The organism is Pandoraea sp. NPDC090278, assembly GCF_044772185.1.
In the GTDB taxonomy this organism is placed as follows: Bacteria; Pseudomonadota; Gammaproteobacteria; order Burkholderiales; family Burkholderiaceae; genus Pandoraea.
In genome coordinates this window covers 1,048,815-1,067,340 of sequence record NZ_JBIVYJ010000001.1, presented here as the reverse complement: position 1 = coordinate 1,067,340, position 18,526 = coordinate 1,048,815, and the positions used below count along the sequence as shown (strand labels likewise).

13 protein-coding genes are annotated in these 18,526 nt (G+C 65.1%); 8 read left to right on the top strand and 5 right to left on the bottom strand.

Annotation, left to right across the window (positions count from 1 at the left end; all coding sequences use genetic code 11):
• Positions 1–50 precede the first annotated feature (50 nt).
• Both ACIQWO_RS04580 and ACIQWO_RS04575 read left to right on the top strand, forming a co-directional pair.
• Positions 51–2,663 carry a fused MFS/spermidine synthase gene (locus ACIQWO_RS04580; protein ID WP_402821821.1) on the top strand — a complete coding sequence of 871 codons (2,613 nt, stop codon included), beginning with the start codon at positions 51–53 and terminating at the stop codon, positions 2,661–2,663.
• A gap of 23 nt (positions 2,664–2,686) precedes the next feature.
• A complete protein-coding gene (locus ACIQWO_RS04575; protein ID WP_402819734.1) occupies positions 2,687–3,730 on the top strand; it encodes a transporter in 1,044 nt (347 codons plus the stop codon).
• Positions 3,731–3,799: 69 nt separating this feature from the next.
• Here ACIQWO_RS04575 and ACIQWO_RS04570 read toward each other — a convergent pair whose 3' ends face one another.
• Positions 3,800–4,837: an alpha/beta fold hydrolase gene (locus tag ACIQWO_RS04570; protein ID WP_402819732.1), complete on the bottom strand. Its 1,038-nt coding sequence runs from the start codon at positions 4,835–4,837 to the stop codon at positions 3,800–3,802.
• Positions 4,838–5,071: 234 nt separating this feature from the next.
• Positions 5,072–5,854 carry an alpha/beta fold hydrolase gene (locus tag ACIQWO_RS04565; RefSeq protein WP_402819729.1) on the bottom strand — a complete coding sequence of 261 codons (783 nt, stop codon included), beginning with the start codon at positions 5,852–5,854 and terminating at the stop codon, positions 5,072–5,074.
• Between the two features lie 157 nt (positions 5,855–6,011).
• Between ACIQWO_RS04565 and ACIQWO_RS04560 the strand changes: the two genes are divergently transcribed.
• From ACIQWO_RS04560 to ACIQWO_RS04550, 3 genes are all read left to right on the top strand, one after another.
• Positions 6,012–7,466, top strand: a complete 1,455-nt coding sequence (locus ACIQWO_RS04560) for an HD domain-containing phosphohydrolase (protein ID WP_402819726.1) — start codon at positions 6,012–6,014, stop codon at positions 7,464–7,466.
• A gap of 65 nt (positions 7,467–7,531) precedes the next feature.
• Positions 7,532–7,969, top strand: a complete 438-nt coding sequence (locus tag ACIQWO_RS04555) for a DUF2946 domain-containing protein (RefSeq protein WP_402819723.1) — start codon at positions 7,532–7,534, stop codon at positions 7,967–7,969.
• Positions 7,970–8,110: 141 nt separating this feature from the next.
• Entirely contained in the window at positions 8,111–9,679 is a 1,569-nt protein-coding gene (locus tag ACIQWO_RS04550; protein WP_402819720.1) for a PepSY-associated TM helix domain-containing protein, read from the top strand.
• On the opposite strand, the gene ACIQWO_RS04545 is transcribed toward ACIQWO_RS04550, so the two are convergent.
• The gene (locus ACIQWO_RS04545) at positions 9,676–10,887 is read right to left on the bottom strand and encodes a citrate synthase family protein (protein ID WP_402819718.1); all 1,212 of its coding nucleotides are present in this window, start codon (positions 10,885–10,887) and stop codon (positions 9,676–9,678) included. The genes ACIQWO_RS04550 and ACIQWO_RS04545 overlap by 4 nt on opposite strands.
• Positions 10,888–11,135: 248 nt before the next feature.
• On the opposite strand from ACIQWO_RS04545, the gene ACIQWO_RS04540 reads away from it, so the two are divergent.
• Positions 11,136–12,518 carry a CoA transferase gene (locus tag ACIQWO_RS04540; protein WP_402821818.1) on the top strand — a complete coding sequence of 461 codons (1,383 nt, stop codon included), beginning with the start codon at positions 11,136–11,138 and terminating at the stop codon, positions 12,516–12,518.
• A 55-nt stretch (positions 12,519–12,573) separates the two neighbouring features.
• Here the strand turns inward: ACIQWO_RS04540 and ACIQWO_RS04535 are convergent, their stop codons facing one another.
• Both ACIQWO_RS04535 and ACIQWO_RS04530 read right to left on the bottom strand, forming a co-directional pair.
• Positions 12,574–14,349 carry a diguanylate cyclase domain-containing protein gene (locus ACIQWO_RS04535; protein WP_402819715.1) on the bottom strand — a complete coding sequence of 592 codons (1,776 nt, stop codon included), beginning with the start codon at positions 14,347–14,349 and terminating at the stop codon, positions 12,574–12,576.
• A gap of 212 nt (positions 14,350–14,561) precedes the next feature.
• A complete protein-coding gene (locus ACIQWO_RS04530) occupies positions 14,562–16,592 on the bottom strand; it encodes an NADPH-dependent 2,4-dienoyl-CoA reductase (protein ID WP_402819712.1) in 2,031 nt (676 codons plus the stop codon).
• A gap of 179 nt (positions 16,593–16,771) precedes the next feature.
• Between ACIQWO_RS04530 and ACIQWO_RS04525 the strand changes: the two genes are divergently transcribed.
• Complete coding sequence (locus ACIQWO_RS04525; RefSeq protein WP_402819709.1) at positions 16,772–17,341, top strand: PadR family transcriptional regulator; 570 nt, start codon at positions 16,772–16,774, stop codon at positions 17,339–17,341.
• A 144-nt stretch (positions 17,342–17,485) separates the two neighbouring features.
• On the top strand, positions 17,486–18,520 hold the full coding sequence (locus ACIQWO_RS04520; protein WP_402819706.1) for a beta-propeller fold lactonase family protein: 1,035 nt from the start codon (positions 17,486–17,488) through the stop codon (positions 18,518–18,520).
• Positions 18,521–18,526 lie beyond the last annotated feature (6 nt).

The following is an 18,526-nucleotide window of genomic DNA, read 5'->3' as shown; positions in this document are numbered from 1 at the left end:
GGTTGTTTCACCCGCCTCACATCCGACCTCCACTGCGCGCCATGACCGATATGCTGACTTCTCCGTCGATTTCCGCGCCTCGCGGTCGCCGCAAGGACGCATCGCCGTCTGCGTCACCTGCCATTGGCTTACCTGATTCTCCCCCTGTGCCCACAAGCACGCCTGCGCCGTCGCTTGCATGGCCCGCGTTGTTGCTCGTGCTCTCGGGCGCATCGGCACTCGTCTTTCAGATGGTATGGATTCGGCAGCTCTCGCTCGTCGTGGGCGTCGAAGTGCATGCCGTGTCCATTGCGATCAGCGCCTTCTTCGGCGGCCTCGCGTTCGGTGGCTGGTATTTCGGACGGCGCGCCGATGGCGTTGCCAACCCCATGCGGCTCTACGCCGCGCTTGAAGCTGCTGTCGCGCTGACGGCTATCGTCAGCACCCTGATCCTCGCGCGCGCCGCAGCGCCCTTCGCCTGGCTCGAAGCCCATGTGGGCCTCGCCGCGTGGGTGTTGCCGTTCGCGCTTGTCGGTGTGCCCGCCGTTTTCATGGGCGGCACGTTGCCGGTCCTCATGCGCTCGCGCGGCGGTATCGACGGCTACGTCGGACATGCGGGTGCGCGTCTGTACGCGGCCAATACCGTCGGCGCAGTCGTCGGCGTGCTGGCGGTCCCGTTCTGGCTGATTCCGGCGTTCGGTATGCAAGGCGCGGCGAGTGCTGCGGCCGGGCTGAACGTCCTGCTGGCGCTGGCGGCGGTCGCGGCGTCGCGACGTCCGTCGGCGACGATGTCAGAGGCGTCGGCAACGGTCGAAACGCTTGCCGACACCACCGACGCAGCCACATCGCGTGCGCGTCGTCGGGGCGCGCTGGCCGTCTGGCTGTATGCCGTCGCTGGCGGCGTCGCGCTGGGCTACGAAGTCATGTGGTCGCAAGCCATCGTCCAATTCGTCAGCACCCGCGCATTTGCTTTTGCCATCGTGCTCGCCACCTATCTCTGTGGGCTGACGCTCGGCAGTGCCCTCGTGTCACGACGCGTGGAGCGTTCCCGCGATCCGTGGGGCGTATTCGCGCTGCTGATCGCCGGTGCGGGCGTGGTCGCCGCCGTCACGCTGTACGGGCTGGGCGACTGGATTTTCGTCGCTCAGGGCAAGCTCGGGAGCATGGTCTATGCGACGTCGCAAAGCGCCACGCTCGCAATGTGCGCCCGCTTTCTCGTGGCGGGTCTGGGTATTGTCTTCCTGCCGACGCTGCTGCTCGGCGCGGCCTTCCCCTACGTGCTGCGTCTGGCGGTGGACGCCGGTTACGTCGGCCAAGGGGTCGGCCGGGTCGTCGCGCTCAACACGGCGGGCGGCATCGTCGGCTCGCTCGCGACGGGCTTCTGGCTGGTCCCGTCATTCGGGCTCGTTCGAACGCTCGGCGTACTCGCTGGCATTGCGTGTGTGGTGGCACTGATCGCCGTCTGGCGCGGTGCAGGTGTTGGAAAGGTAGCGCGTGTGGCTGTCGTCGGACTCGCCGTGCTGCTGGGTGTCGCCACCGTCGCCACGCCGCCGCAGCGGCTCGCGACCTTGCTGACCGACGCACGCGGCGGCGAACTGACGTTCTATGAGGAAGGCCGGGGTGCCACGGTCGCCGTGCTGCGTCAGTCGTCCGGTTCGAACCGATTCGAGCGTCTCTATATACAAGGCGTGTCGAATTCGGGAGACGCCATGACGTCGCTGCGCTACATGCGGCTTCAGGCGCTGCTGCCGCTCATCGTCGCCAAGACTCAGCCGCAAAACGCGCTGGTCATCGGCCTCGGCACTGGCATCACGGCCGGTGCCCTGCTCCAATATCCGGGACTCACACACCGTGTGACGGCAGAACTCCTGCCTGCGGTCGTCAAGGCGTCGTCTCACTTCAAAGGCAACTATGGCGTGGCCGACGACAAGCGCATGGACATTCGCGTGCGCGATGGCCGTCGCGAACTGCTGCGTAGTACGGATCGCTACGATCTCATCACGCTGGAACCGCCGCCGCCGAGCGCTGCGGGTGTGGCTAACCTCTACTCCACCGACTTCTACAAGCTGGCGTCGTCGCGACTGAAAGACGGAGGCGTCGTCGCGCAATGGCTGCCGTTGCCGACACAGAACGAAGCCGAAACAAAGGCGCTGATCGCTAGTTTCATTGCCGTCTTCCCGCATGCAAGCCTCTGGACGACCGAACTGCATGAAATGTTGCTCGTCGGCAGCCAGTCGCCGCTGGTACTCGACGCCGCATCGATTCGCCAGCGCTTCGCGCAGCCGGGCGTGGCGCAATCGCTTCGGGAAGTCGGCATCGATTCTCCGGGCGCGCTACTGGCGACATGGATGACGGATCGCTCAGGGCTCGCCTATTACGCGGAAGATGCCGCGCCCGTGACCGACGACCATCCGCGCATCGAATACGCGCCGTGGGTCGGACGTCAGGCCTTCGCCCCGACGCTGCGCAACCTGCTGGCACTGCAAAGCGAACCGCCGGTGACCGGTGCCGACGCGGCACTCACCGCCGAGATCGCCCGGTCGAGACAGGCATTACTGGCGTTTTACGGCGCGTCGCTGTCCGCCCTCGACGGCGACCGCAATACCTGGGCGCGCCAGTTGGGTACCGCATTGCAACTGGAGGCCGATAACCCTTACTTCCGCTGGTTCGCCGGACAACGATAAGACACTGACAGCCGTTCCCACTCATGCCACCCGACGCCAACAACATGCCGCTATCGCGCCTCTCGCCTGCTTCATCGACTCACAACCCATCCGCCACGCGTGACCGGCGACGCCTCACTCCGCTGGCGCTCGCAGCGACACTCGCCGCACTGGCCGCCGTCCTACCGCACGCCAACGCCACGGAAGGCGCGCTCGGGCGTCCGGTCAGCGGCACGGGCGTGCAGACGAATGCGGGCGTCGTTTCACCGGAGCCGATCTGGGCAGTCAATCTCTCGGAAATCTATTTCGACGGGAGCATCAGCGGCAACCGTCAGGCGCCGATTGCCGGAACGACGTCGCTCGGGCTGAACGGTGAACTGTCGTTCACGCTCGCCACGCTGATGAAGACGTGGAAGACCGACACCGGCGCGTGGAACTTCGCATCGAGCTTCACGCTGCCATATCTGTGGACCAAAACGACAGCGACGCTCAGCGGCGGCCGGGGTAATTCGGTCGGTACGTCACAGACGGCATCGAACCTGTTCGACATCACCTTCACCCCGATCATCGCTGGCTACCACTTCTCGCAGACCGATCACATGTCGTTCTCGGTCGCGATCTGGGCACCGACCGGCCGTTACGATCCCAATGCCCTGGCGAACCCGAGCCTGAACAACTGGACGTTCATTCCTCAAGTGGCCTACACGAAGTTCGTGCCGTCCTACGGACTGGAGTTCGACGTCATCGCCGGTGTGCAGTTTTATACGCGCAACACCGCAACCAATTACCAGAACGCGCCACTCTTCACGCTCGACGTCATGGGCCTGAAGAAATTCTCGAACGGACTGGGGATCGGGCTGGTTTTGGGGACGACCCAGCAGTTGGGCAGCGACAGCGGCCCGACCGCCGATCAGCTGAACGGCTTCCGGGGTCATGACTTCGCATTGGGGCCGATCGTCACCTACGACACAAAGATCGACGGCAAGCACCCGTTGTCGTTTTCCGCGCGCTGGGTGCCGACGATCACCGCCACCAACCGTCTCAAGAGCACGAAGACGTTCATGGCGACGGCGACGCTGATCTTCTGATCCCTACGATTCGCACACACGGGCTTCACCGTCGGCAACCCATCGGCCAGACGGTGAAGCCGCGCCGCCTTACAGCGTGACGACTTCCAGAATCGCGTCGGCGAACGCCTTCGGGGCTTCCTGCGGCAGGTTGTGACCGATGCCGCCGCCGATATCGCGGTGCTGATACTTGCCGGTGAACTTCTTCGCGTAGGCGGCCGGTGCCGGGTGCGGCGCGCCGTTGGCATCGCCTTCCATCGTGATCGTGGGCACGGTGATCGCCGGGGCCGTCGCGAGACGCTTTTCCAGTGCATCGAAGCGCGCCTCACCTTGCACGAGGCCCAGACGCCAACGGTAGTTGTGGATCACGATGTCTACGTGATCGGGGTTGTGGAACGCAGCGGCGGAGCGCGCGTACGTCGCGTCGTCGAACTGCCACTTCGGCGAAGCCAGTTGCCAGATCAGCTTGTTGAACGCGTCGGTGTTGGCGGCGTAGCCCTTCGCACCGCGCTCGGTCGCGAAGTAGAACTGATACCACCATTGCAGCTCGGCTTGCGGCGGCAGCGGCACGGCGTTGCCCGCCTGACTGCCGATCAGATAGCCGCTCACGGAAACCATCGCCTTCACGCGCTCGGGACAGAGCGCCGCGACGATGTTCGCCGTGCGTGCGCCCCAGTCGTAGCCGCCGAGAATGGCCTGATCGATCTTCAACGCATCCATCAGGGCGATGACGTCGGCCGCCACCACGGCTTGCTGACCGTTGCGCGGCGCGCTGGCCGAGAGCAGACGCGTCGTGCCATAACCGCGCAGGTACGGCACGATCACGCGGTAACCGGCGGCAGCCAGCAGCGGCGCAACGTCCACGTAGCTGTAGATGTCGTACGGCCAGCCATGCAGCAGGATGACGACCTTGCCATTTTTCGGTCCGGCTTCGGCGTAACCGACGTTCAGGTCGCCCGCGTCGATCTGACGGAGGGCTTCGAACGACGTGTGGCCGCCGACCGAGCCCGACGCACCGGCGGACGACGCCGCGTTAGCCAGTTGCGACAGCCCCAGCTCGGCGAGCGTGACGCCTGCGAGCGTGGTGCCAAGAAGACGACGACGGCGAAGATTGACCGGATCCGACATGACTGATGACCTCTCTGAGTGATATTCCGGCGGCTGCCGGGGGGAGCTCTTGCGTCACACCTGCGGTGCGTGCCGAGCGCTTACCCGTAGTTATATCGGCGAGTTCATCGTGGTTTATGTCCGAATGTATCTGGCCGGACAAGCTACACATACGGATTCAAAAAACCCCGGTTTCCCGGGGTATTTCGAGGGACGGAGCGGCGCTGGCCGTCCCGGCTCCCCTAAAGACGGGGCTTACTTGACGCTGGCAACCGCGTCCAGAATCACCTTCGCCACGTCGGCCGGACGCGACTGCTGCGGCACGTGGCTCGTCGGAAGCTCCGTCACCTTTGCGCCGATCGTGCGCGCCATGATGCGCTGAGCTTCCGGGTTGATCATGCGGTCGTTCTGGCTGATCACGAACCACGACGGCTTCTGGTGCCACGAGGCGACGCTGATCTTCTCGCCGAACGCCGATCCCTTGATCGGGCCCTGCGTCGCGGCCATCACACGTGCCTGCTTCGCGGGCACGTCCTGCGCGAAGAACTTGGCGACGTCGGCAGGCGGCAGGCTCAGCCAGCCGCTGGCGTCGGCCACGATGTGATCGATGCCCGGCGCCTTGGGCAGGTCTTTCGAGAGCGTTTCGACCGACTGACCGGCGTCCGGCGCAAAGGCGGACACGTAGACGAGGCTGGCGACCTTGTCGTCCTTACCCGCTTCGGTGATGACCGCACCGCCCCACGAATGGCCGACGAGCACGACCTTGCCCGGCTGATTGTCGATGGCACGCGTGGCGGCTGCGACGTCGCCGGAGAGCGAGTCGAGCGGGTTCTGCACGGCCGTCACGTGGACGCCCTTGTCCTGAAGGATCGCGACGACCTTGGCCCAGTCGGAGCCATCGGCGAACGCGCCGTGCACGATCACGACGGACGGTGCGCCGTCGCGGGCGGTGGCCGCAGGCGCGGCACTTGCCGAAAATGCAGCGCCCAGCAAACCAGCGCTAAGCAACATGGCGGCGAGAGTAGAATGGCGGTTCATCGAAAGCTCCTTGATTTGGTAAAACGAGCCACGAGGTTGGCTCGACTGGTTGCCAGTGTCGTCGTCTCGCGCTCGCACCGGTATCGGACGATCGACCGATACGGACACCCGATGACCGATAGCGCCCCCTTCCTTTCGCCTCTCATCCACGTCCAACATGTCATCGAGTACCGCCGGCCTCACCGACGCGATTCTTGCGCTCGCCTTCATCGGCGATCTCAGCATGGGCCGCTCGACGGACCACTCGCGCCGCGCCGCCTGCCTCGCAGGCTGGCTAGCGCAGGAATGCGGCGCCGACCTCGACGCGCAGAATCATGCCCGCGCCACGGCACTGCTGCGCTGGTCCGGTTGTACGGCAAACGCAGGTGGCTTTGCCGAGTTGCTGGGCGACGACGTCGCCGCGCGCGAGGCCATGATGGCGCAGACGCTGCCGCCGCTCTCCGCGCAAACACAGTCGCTCATCGTGCCGTTGGCCCTGATTCACTGTGAAGTGTCGGGCGACGTTGCCGCGACGATGGGGATGCCGTCACGCGTGGTCGATGCACTGCGCAACGTCTTCGAACGCTTCGATGGTAAGGGCATGCCCGCCGGGCACGATGGCGATGCGATTCCGGAGACGGTGTTCTTCGTCAATGTCGCGAGCGATCTGGAAATTCTGGCGCGTGCTCATGGACGCGAAAGCGCCCTCGCCTTCCTGCGAAGTCAGTCGGACGCCAAATATCCCGCGCGACTGGTGGATGCGGCTCTGCGTCAGGCGAACCGCTGGCTGGATGCGCTGGACGCTGCCGATCCCGATACCGGCACGTGGCAACTCGCTGAGCCTGAACTTCATGCCGACGTGCCACTCTCGCTGCTGGCAGACGTCACCGAACTGAAGCTGCCCTGGCTCGCCGGTTTCTCGCGTCGCACCGCAGATCTGGCGTCGCGCACGGCGCAAAGTCTGGCCTTCGACATCGACGTCCAGACGCAATTGCACTCAGCGGCCCTGTTACACGGCATCGGCCGCGCAGCCTTGCCGAACCGGCTTTGGGAGACAGACGGCAAACTGTCTGTCGATCAGTGGGAGAAGGTTCGTCTCGTCCCTTATTGGAGCGCGCGCGCAGCCAAGCAGATCGACGGACTGCGGCATGTGGCCGACCTAGCGTCCTACGCTTATGAGCGGCTGGACGGTAGCGGCTATTTCCGTGGCGTCGACGGCTCGACACTGACGACGCCGCAGCGTGTTCTCGCCACATCGGTCGCGTTCGAAGCGTTGCTGGCGACGCGTCCGTGGCGACCCGCCCACACGTTCGACGAAGCGGTGGGACTGATCGAACGCGAAGCCGCCGCCGGAAAGTTCGATGCGGAAATCGTAGCGGCAGTCGTCGCAACGTCGCAGGGGCAAACAGTGCGACCGCGTGCGACGTCACCGGGCGCCGCCTCGCTGCTCTCACCACGTGAGATCGACGTGCTGCGTCAAATCAGCGCAGGGCTGAGCAACAAGGAAGCCGCCCGCGCGCTGGCGCTGAGTCCCAGTACCGTGCGCACACACGTGGAAAGCATCTTCCGCAAGCTGGATTGTTCGACGCGCGCGGCCGCGACGCTCAAGGCGCTCACGGCAGGCATGATCTGACGCCTCGCGTGATAGCATTTCGGCTTTAACGCCCCAGCCCACCGCAATCTACGGCCCACTGACGCATGACATCGTCCTCCCGCAAACGTCTCACTGCATGGCTCGGCCTCGCCGCCATGTGGCTGGCGATTTGCATGCCGATCGTCAGTCAGGGACTCGCGGCGCATCGCGCCGGACAGGCGCGTGTGCTGGACGCCGCGTTCTGCACCGTCGACGGTGCCACGCATGCTTCGTCCGCCATGCTTGTGGCAGCCACGACTCACGGGCACGACGGCGACGCGACGCACGGCTCGGGCATGTCACATGCCGCGCATGAGAATCAGGGCGACCTTTGCGGCTACTGTTCGCTGCTCGCCAATCATCCGCCGCTCGTCATGCCCGCACTCGCCGGTGCGATCTCGTTCGCATGGATCGCACGCGCCGGTCCGGTCACGGACGCCGTCCCGTCGAACATCCAACTTGCTTACACGCCGCCTGCGCGTGCCCCGCCTGCCGTTTCCTGATCTCGCGTTCAGCCCGATGCCTCGCCACGCCCGGTGACGGCGTCGCTCCTCATTCGCGCCCAATGCCTGCCTGACGCTTGCGCCAGCGGCATGCGCGCGCCGCTGCCATGCAGTGGCGACACGAGACGGAATCGTCGCAACATGCAGACCTCTCATCCGCCGTACTCCCAGACGCCTCACACCCGTGAAGCGCAATCGACGGCCGCCGCCGGTCAATACCGCACCCTCTGGCGCTGGCACTTCTACGCCGGACTCTTCGTGATGCCCTGGCTCATGGTGCTCGCCATCACCGGCACGATTTACGTCTTCCAGCCGCAGATCGAATCGTGGCTCTATCAGGACCGGCTGATCGTCGCGGCGTCCACCGAGCCGCGTCTGGCCGAGCAGACGCTGATGGAACGCGCGGCGGCGGCGCTACCCGCAGGCGCGAAAGTCAGCTCCATCGAAGTCAATCGCGATCCGACGCGCAGCGCCGAGTTCATCTTCCGTCTGCCCGGTGGCGAGCGTGAGAGCGTCTATCTGAATCCGTACACGGGCGCAGTGCTCGGCACACTCAGCGTCGAACACCGGCTGATGGCGCAGGCGCGTGCGTTGCATCGCTCGCTCATGCTGGGCAAGCCCGGCGAATTGCTTATGGAACTGGCCGGGTGCTGGACACTCGTCATGCTCATGACCGGACTCGCGCTCTGGTGGCCGCGTGCGGGCGCGACGTGGGCGAATGCGCTGCGTCCGCGCTTGCAGTTGCGCGGGCGTCCGCTGCTGCGCAATCTGCACGGCGTCGCGGGCTTGTGGCTCGCCGCGGGTGGCCTGGCGTTCGTGCTGTCGGGGCTGCCGTGGTCCGGCTCGTGGGGGGCACAGTTCAAGGTGCTGACATCGAAGATCGGCATGGGCTCGCCGCCCGGTGTCTGGGGTGAAGCACCGGTGCGCTCGCAGGTACCGGTCAAGCCCATGAAGATGGACGACCTGCCGATCGCCCAGATTCCGTGGGCGGTGGGCAACACGCAGGTGCCGCAGTCGACGCCGCCTGCAAGTGCGGATGGAATGGCCGGAATGCCGGGGATGACCGGGATGGCGAACATGCCGGGCATGAACCATGCCGCGCATGACACGAAGGGAGCGGCCGACGAACATGCAGCCCACAACGGACACAGCGCCTCGGGTGACGCAGGCCTGTCGCCCGCCGCGTTGCGCGCAGAAGGCGCGCTGCCCGTCGACGACGTGATGGCCATTGCCTCGCGTCTGGGTGTGCAAAGCGGCTATAGCCTCGTCGTCCCTAAGCGCCCGGATGGCGTCTACACCGTGTCGTACTTCCCTGCCGACCCGAAGGCCGAGCGCACGATTCACATCGATCAGTACAGCGGCAAGGTACTTCGCGACATCGATTACAACGCTTACGGTGCCGTCGCACAGGCGGTTTCTTACGGCACCGCGCTGCACATGGGCCGGTACTTCGGCGCGGCCAATCAATGGTTGTGCGCGGCGATTTCAATGGGACTGTTTGCCATGGCGATGACGGGCGCGATCATGTGGTGGATGCGCCGTCCGGCACGGGCGCTGGGTGCGCCGTCCCGTCCGCAGACGCGTCCGCCGATGCGCGGGTGGACCGCCGGTATGGTGGCGCTCGGCTGCGTCTTCCCGCTGATGGGCGCGACGATGGCGCTCGTCTGGGCCGGTGACCGGGCGGTGTTCGGACGACGTTCGGGCGCTTAGGCTGCAGGCGACGGTTCTGGTCGCGCGCCGACATAGGCGGCACGCGGCCGAATCAGTTGCGTGCTCTCACGTTGCTCTCTGGCGTGCGCGATCCAGCCGATGGTGCGTCCTAGGGCGAAGAGACCGAACGCGGCCCCGACCGGCAATCCAAGGTGACGGCGCACCGCCACAAGGGCGAAATCGAGCGACGGGCGTTGGCCGATGAGTGCGTCTGCCGAGTCGATCATCGTTAGCCATGCGGGGTGTGCAGGCAATACCCGCGCGAGCATCGCACTCGCCCGCACATCCCCCGCCGGATAGAGATGGTGGCCGAAGCCGGGTAACTTCTCTCCCCTCGCGAGCCGCTCTCGCATGCGCGCCGCGGGATCGATCTCACCGACTTCGTCCCACATCGCTTCATTGCGTGCGGTGGTGCCACCGTGACGGCCGCCGGTCAGCGCGGACAGCCCCGCGACGATTGCCGCGCGCAAGCTCGCGCCGGTCGATGCCACGCAGCGAGCCGTGAAGCTCGATGCGTTCAACTCATGGTCCGCGCACAACACCAGCGCCATGCGGATGAGATCGGCACCCTCAGCGTCTTTCACGCCCCATGCGGCAGCGCATTGTTCGTGGATCGGGGTGTGGCTCGGCAATGTGCCCAGCAGGCAAGCCGTCATCGTACGCAGCAACGCGGCACTGCCCTGCGCCACACGCACGGGATCGCGTTGCCAGATCGCGGTCGACGCGTCGTCGCTCGCAACGGTGAATGCGGGCAATAGCGCATCTTCGGCACGGCGGTCGCGATACCGTTCGAGCAGCATCACAGGCCAGTCGTCGGCGAGGTGTCTGATTGAGGCGGTTGCGTCGTCGCCGAATGCGGACGCTTCGTCGCATTGCCACAGCCACGCCGCCGTGGCTTCGACGCTGGCCGTCTGCGCCATCTGCAACGCGTCGCGTCCCCGGTAATAGCACCGTCCGTCTTCGATCAACGTGATGGAAGACTCCAGCACCGGCATGCCCCAGTCGAGCGCGGCCTTGACGACCTCCTTCGGCTTGCGTCCGCGGGTGCGCTGCGTCGCCAGGCGCTCCACGTCCGATACGCGATAGCGACGGTCACGATGCGTCTTGCCAGGCTCTGCATGCAGCAGGCCACGACTGACGTACGCGTAGAGGGTTTGGAGCGACACACCGAGATGCTCGGCCGCTTGTTTTGCAGTGAAGTATTGCATCGTCGAAGCCGGTGGATGACCAACAGATTGATTAAGTTAATCAATATTGACAATAAAATCCATCGGCTTAAGCTTCAATGCGCCGGCAGTCTTGCATCGCGACTCATTGCGATGCCACGTATCGAATCGTTCGAGGACTCCCCATGCGTTCCCCTGTTTCAGAGACTTCCCCTGCGACGTCCCCGACGTCCCATCGCGCACTTCCATTGGCGGAAGACACTGGTGTCGTCGCGTCCTACCTGCGCGAAATGCGCCACGCCGTCGACGGCGGCAAGCATGCGGCGGCCGAGCTCACGCTGAGTGGCACCGGTGCATTGCCTTGCACATTTCCGTACACCGACTTCGCGACAGCGTCGATCGCTACCGCGACACTCGCCGTAGCCGGTCTGACCACAGGAGCGGCGGGCGACTATGGCCTGAGCGCGCACGCCGTTGCACCGCACGTCAATGTCGACCGGCGGCTGGCGTCGTTCTGGTTTCAGACGTCGTTGCGCGCACAGGGTTGGTCGTCAGCGCCGATGTGGGATCCGATTGCTGGCGACTACCGGACGGCCGACGGATGGATTCGTCTGCACACCAATGCCCCGCATCATCGTGCGGCCGCACTGTCGGTTCTGGGTGTCGAAGCCGACAGAGACGCCGTCGCGCGGATCGTCTCGACGTGGCAGGCCGACGCGCTCGAAGCGGCCGTCGTGGCGCAAGGCGGTTGCGCTGCCGCCATGCGTTCGCTCGCACAGTGGCGTGAGCATCCGCAAGGAATGGCCGTCGCAAAAGAACCGTTGCTGCATTGGGAGACGTTCGACATCGGAAGCGCCAGCAACACGCGACGCAACACATGGCAGCCCATGCGTGAACGGCCGCTGAGCGGCATTCGCGTGCTGGATCTGACGCGCATCCTTGCAGGGCCGACGGCCACACGTTTCCTTGCGGGCTTCGGTGCACAGGTGCTACGCATCGACCCGCCGGGCTGGGACGAGCCCGGCACGGTGCCGGAAGTCGTGCTTGGCAAACGCTGCGCACGGCTCGATCTGAAGCACGCCGATGGACGCGAAGCACTTGAAAAATTGCTGCGCGACGCCGACATCGTCGTTCACGGCTATCGTCCCGACGCATTGGAACGCCTCGGACTCGGTGCAGCGCGTCGTCGTGAACTCAATCCGATGTTGATCGACGTTTCGCTCGACGCGTACGGGTGGCAAGGCCCGTGGTCCACACGACGCGGCTTCGACAGTCTGCTGCAGATGAGCGCAGGCATTGCCGACGCAGGGATGCGTGCTGCCGGTGCCGAACGTCCGGTGCCGTTGCCCGGGCAAGGCATCGATTACGCGAACGGGTACCTGATGGCGGCGGCGGCCGTGCATGCGCTGGCGCTTCGTCAAACGCAGGGAGTAGGAAGTACGGTGAAGGCTTCACTGGCCAGAACGGCCAGCTTGCTTGTGACGCACCGTACGCCGGAGAACGCACCGCCACCGTTGGCCGCCGAGACGACAGACGATCTGTCACCGCGCATCGAGGACACCTCGTGGGGGCCGGTCCGACGTGTCGCCACGCCGATGTCGGTGGCGGGTACGCCCGTCGACTGGGCATTGCCTGCGCTGGCCTTGGGAACGGCAACGCCGCAGTGGACGTAGCCGTCTGTGACAGGGTGCGCGGTGATCGCCGCTCGCCCTGCCGCGTGCCGTGCCGTCAGTCGATGGCGTGCCGCTTCGCCTGACGCGCCGCGTGCAGTTGGCGTTCTGCCTGACTCAGCAAAACTGACACGCTCGCGGGTGCGCCAGTGCGCGCGCCGGTGACGTCGAAGGTGGCGGGATCCGCCATCGCAATGCCGAAACTGGCGGTCAGCGTCAGCTTTTCCCCGTTCGGCAAGGCAAGCGTCGTGGCTTCGATGCGTCCGCGCAGCAATTCCGCGAACTGCCGGGCGCGCGACTCGTCGAGCACGCGCGCCAGAATCACGAACGCATCCGCACCGAGGCGCGCCACGACGTCCCCCGGTTGGCACGTATTCAGACAGACGGCACCTACACGGCGCAGCACGTCGTCGCCCACGCTGTGGCCCCACGTGGCATTGAGTTGCGTGAAGTTGTCGATATCGAACTTGATCAGCGCAATGTGGCCGGGCGCGCGCATCGCACACAGCGCCTGCGCCTGACGCTCGAAGGCGCGCCAGTTCATCAGACGCGTGAGCGGATCGGTATCCGAACTCATCTCCAGCTCGCCGACCAGTCGCGCACGCTCACGGCGCAACTGCACCAGTTCGACGGCGTTGAGCCGCAACACGCGCAACGCGTCGAACACGGCGCGCACCTGTGCGCGCTTCATCGGAACGCCGTCGACCGGCACCGTTGCATCGAGATTACCTTGTGCGAGATCGTCGACGTAACGGGTAGCGGACTCAAACGGCAGCACCACGGTGCGCCGGAAGTTGCGCATCGCCACGATGATGACGAACACCAGTACCGCTTCCGCCAACGACGTCAGAATCAGCCATCGCAACGCACGCTCGCGCTGCAACTCGACCTCGCGTTGCGCGAGCTGCAACATGCTATCGCGCAGGTCCGTGATGGCGCGCATCGTCGGCACATACTGACGGGCGAACTCGGCCGTTGTGAGCACGGGCGGCTTCGGCTGCGCGGCCAGCGTGCGAACCGTCGCCACGTAATGCAACCCCGTCCCGAAATATTGGGCGTTCAGGGCGTTCAGTGATTCGGGGCCCAGCTCCGGCGGTTGATTGACGCGCGCTGCGATCATGTCGCGCAACTGGTCGATACGGCCAAGCGTGCGCTCGATGGCACGCTGATCGGCTTCGGTCAGAGTCTGTCGGGTGGTGAGTGCGGCGGTGAAGTGCGATCCGAGTTGTCCGGCGTACTCCCGGAGATCGGCCGCAAGACGCGCGAGGATGACGTAATGCAGTGCGCCTGGTGCGCCGCGCGACACGACATCGATGCGCGACGACGCCACAGGCGTGAAGTCGGCGATGACGCGAACCATGCGATCGACCGCATCGCGTACCGAGGCGTCGCTGCGCATTTCGCGCGGGCGTTGCACCAACAGATCGACGTTCGCGCTGGCCGCAGCGAGATCGAGCCGCGCCCGTTCGACGGCACGCAGACCGCTCGCACATTGATTGCAGTCGTCCGAAGACAGCGCCGAAAGCAGCTCTTCCAGTCGTTCGTTGGTCGCTTCGCGCGCGTTGCGCAAAGCGGTGACAGACGATGCTGGCAGCGGGAGGTCGGCGCCCAGAACGGCATTGGCCGGCCCGCGCTCGGCGGACGCCTTCTCCATCGCCAGCAACGTCGCGCGCAAGGCGTCGAGCGCGAGCGCTGCATCGCTGGCCCGCCGGTACGTTCCCCACGCCAGGCACAGCAATCCGCTGCAAAGCATGACAACGGCGCAGACGATGGCGAGATTCTGTAACCGGAGACGGCCCGTGAGCGAAATGGCCGAAAGTAACTTGCGCTTCATCGACGATGACACCGTCGGCCACACGGTACGGAGTCCCACTGAGGCCGCGACGGATGCCCCGTGATGGTGGCAATCCGGGGCGTGCCTCGGAAACGTCGTGCCCGGCACTTGGCACACACGCTTGGCATCGCAAAAACCGCCTTCGGAAGGCAGGAATCACGAGGCGCCATTGTCGCACACCGGTATGCCGCGCCCCGTGTAGCTCCCTAAACTTATAGGTCGATCGCCAGCTCCGTGCCTTGCTTGATGGCGCGCTTTGCGTCGAGTTCCGCCGCCACATCGGCCCCGCCGATGACATGCACACGCACACCCGCCGCCTGCAAGCCTTCAGCCAATTCCCGCAGCGGTTCCTGTCCCGTGCACAAAACTACGTTATCAACGGGCAGCACATGCGGTGCATCGTCAATGGTGACGTGAAGCCCCTCGTCGTCGATACGCCGATAAGTCACGCCCGGGATCATTTCCACGCCGCGATGTTTAAGCGACGTGCGGTGAATCCAGCCGGTGGTTTTCCCCAGACCGTCACCGACCTTCGAGGTCTTGCGCTGCATCAGGAAGACTTTGCGCGGCGAGGTCTCGGGAACGGGAGGACGCAGACCACCCGCATGGGCGTATGACGGATCGATGCCCCACTCGGCGTAGAACTTCTCGGGCACCAGCGTGGCGCTCTCGCCCGCTTGCGTGAGGAATTCGGCCACGTCGAATCCGATACCGCCCGCACCGAGTACCGCGACGGTTCGGCCGACCTTGGCACCCCCGCGAAGCACATCGATATAGCGCAGCACCTTCGGATGATCGACGCCTTCGATGTCCGGCGTACGCGGCAAAACGCCGGTCGCGAGCACCACGTCGTCATAGCCGCCACTGCTAAGCGAATCCACCGTCGCGCGGGTGTTCAGTTGGACGCTGACGCCGCTGGCGTCCAGCTCGTGCCGGAAGTAACGCAGCGTCTCGAAGAACTCTTCCTTGCCGGGAATGCGCTTGGCCATATTGAACTGGCCACCGATCTCCGCGTCGGCTTCGATGAGCGTGACGTCGTGTCCGCGTCGCGCGGCCACCGTAGCCGCCGCCAACCCCGCAGGCCCCGCGCCAACGACCGCCACGCGGCGTCGACGCCCGGTCGGCTCGATGCGCAACTCGGTCTCGTGGCAAGCACGCGGGTTGACCAGACACGAGGTGATCTTGCCGCTGAACGTGTGGTCGAGACACGCCTGATTACAGCCGATACACGTGTTGATCGTCTCCGCACGGTCTGCGGCCGCCTTGTTGACGAATTCGGGATCGGCCAGCAGCGGGCGCGCCATCGAAACCATGTCGGCCTCGCCGTCCGCCAGAATCCGTTCGGCCACATCCGGCATGTTGATGCGGTTGGTCGTGATAAGCGGAATGCCCACGTGGCCCTTGAGCTTGCCCGTCACCCACGCGAAGGCGGCGCGCGGCACGCTTGTGGCAATCGTCGGGATACGGGCTTCGTGCCAGCCGATGCCCGTGTTGATCAGCGTCGCACCGGCGGCCTCGATCGCGCGGGCGAGCCGGACGACTTCGTCAAACGTGGAGCCGCCCTCGACCAGATCGAGCATCGACAGACGGTAGATGATGATGAATTCGCGCCCGACGCGCTCGCGCACACGGCGAACGATCTCCACCGGAAAGCGCATGCGATTCTCATAGCTGCCGCCCCATTCGTCGGTGCGATGGTTGGTCCGGGCGGCGATGAACTCGTTGATCAGATACCCCTCGGAGCCCATGATCTCGACGCCGTCGTAGCCCGCGCGCTGTGCAAGTGCCGCGCAGTGCACGAAGTCGTCGATGGTCGCCTCGACCTCGTCGCTCGTCAGCTCGCGCGGTTTGGCCGGTGTGATGGGGGCCTGCAAGGCGCTCGGGGCGACGAGATCGGGATGGTAGGCGTAGCGGCCGAAATGCAGGATCTGCATGGCGATCTTGCCGCCAGCGGCGTGAACGGCGTCGGTCACGACACGATGCTTGTCCGCTTCATCTTCCGTGCTGAGCTTGGCGCCCCCCGCGTACGGACGGCCCGCCTCGTTCGGCGCGATACCGCCCGTCACCATCAGCGCCACGCCGCCACGGGCGCGCTCGGCGTAGAACTCGGCCATCCGGGCAAAGCCGTTGCGCGCTTCTTCCAGTCCCACATGCATCGAACCCATCAGCACGCGGTTGCGCAACGTCGTAAAGCCCAGATCCAGGGGCTGCATCAGGTGGGGGTAGCCGCTTGTCGCGCTCATGGTTGTCTCTCTCGTCGTCCGGCCCTGAGATAGCGGGCCGTGGGTCTTGTGGGATTGGGGGATGACCACGTAGATGACCGGTTATGCAACCGGTTGCATAGTTTGATGGCGATTCTAGCGCGTCCCGACGACTATGCAACCAGTTGCATAGTGCGATTAGAGTGCCTAGACTACCGGGCATGCCGCTCGCCCACGCCCTGATGACCTCGCTGCTGGAGAAATCCTCCTCGGGGTACGACCTTGCCCGCCGCTTCGACAAGTCCATCGGCTTCTTCTGGCACGCCACGCACCAGCAGATCTATCGCGAACTGGCGCGCATGGAGACCGCCGGGTGGATCGCGTCGACGGCCGCTCCAGACGGCGGACGCACGCGCAAACGCGTCTATCGGGTGCTCGACGGCGGACGCGACGAACTCCTCGCCTGGGCCGCCACGCCAACCGAGCCGTCGGACCTGCGCGACGACCTCATGGTCCGATTGCGCGCCGATGCCGCCGTTGGCGCTCTCGGCCTCCAGCCTGAACTAACGCGGAGCGCGGCGCTTCACGCGCAGAAACTGGCCGCCTATCAGGCCATCGAAGCACGCGACTTCCCGGCAGAAGCACCGCTGACACGCGAAACCGCCTTGCAACGTCACATCCTGCAACTGGGCGTGCGCTATGAACAAGGATGGCTCGACTGGACCCACGAGGCGCTGGCCCTGCTGGCGCAGTGGGACGGTCCTGCGACCGGTGCGCCCGACGAAGCCTGATCAGGCCGCCTGATGCCATCGAACGTCACCGCGAATTCGTCCCATTTTCTTGTCAACGGACGGGGTGTCTGGCGCGTTTAACGTGAGAATCGACGTTAAGCTTACCGGCGAACGTCACCGTTTTTCGCCCCACCCTAGGCATTCATGGTGTTTTCTTCCAAGCGCTCCAAGCTTTCCCGGCTGGCCGGCCGCGCCAGCGTCGCGACGCTCTCCCTGCTGGCTGCCGCCGCACTCCCGCTGACGTTCTCGTCCGCCCACGCCGGCACGGTCATCGTGCTCGACTCGGGCGCCGCGCAGCTTTCCCTCATCGATCAGGCGTCACACAAGGTCATTGGCACGATGCCCACGGGCAAAGAGCCGCATCACCTGATGATTACGCCCGACAAGCGCTCGCTGATTGTCGCCAATTCGGTCTCGAACAGCCTGATGTTCCTCGACCCGAACACCGGCAAGTTCCAGCGTCAGGTCGCGGACATCGACGATCCCTACCAGCTCGGCTTCTCGCCCGACCACAAGTGGTTCGTGACGGCGGCATTGCGTCTGGATCGTGTCGATCTGTATCACTACGACGGTGAAAACGTCACGGTCGCCAAGCGCATTCCGCTGGCCAAGACCCCCAGCCACATGACGTTCTCGTCCGACAGCAAGACGGTGTTCGTCACGCTTCAGGACTCGAACGAGCTGGCCGCCATCGACCTGGCGACGCAAACGGTGAAATGGCGCATGCCGGTCGGCAAGACCCCGGCGGGCCTGTGGATGACGCCCGGCGACAAGTATCTGCTCGTCGGCATGACGGGCGAGGACGACGTGGCTGTGGTCGACTGGCGCGCGCAGAAGGTCGTCAAGCGCATCCAGACAGGCCGTGGCGCACACAACTTCCGCTCGTTGTCCGACGGGCGCCATATCGCTGTCAGCAACCGTGTGGAAAGCACCATCAGCATTCTCGATTACGAGTCGCTGACCAAGGTGGCCGATATCACCGGTCTGATGCCGGGACCGGACGATATGGAATTGTCCGCAGATAAACGCTATCTTTGGGTAACGTTCCGATTTGCCCGCCACGTTGGCGTGATCGACCTGACCACACGTCAACTGGTCGACAAGATTGCAGTGAACCGTTCGCCGCACGGCATCTATTTTGCCGACCGCGCCCCGGTTCTCTCGCCGAATCCGGACTAACAAGGC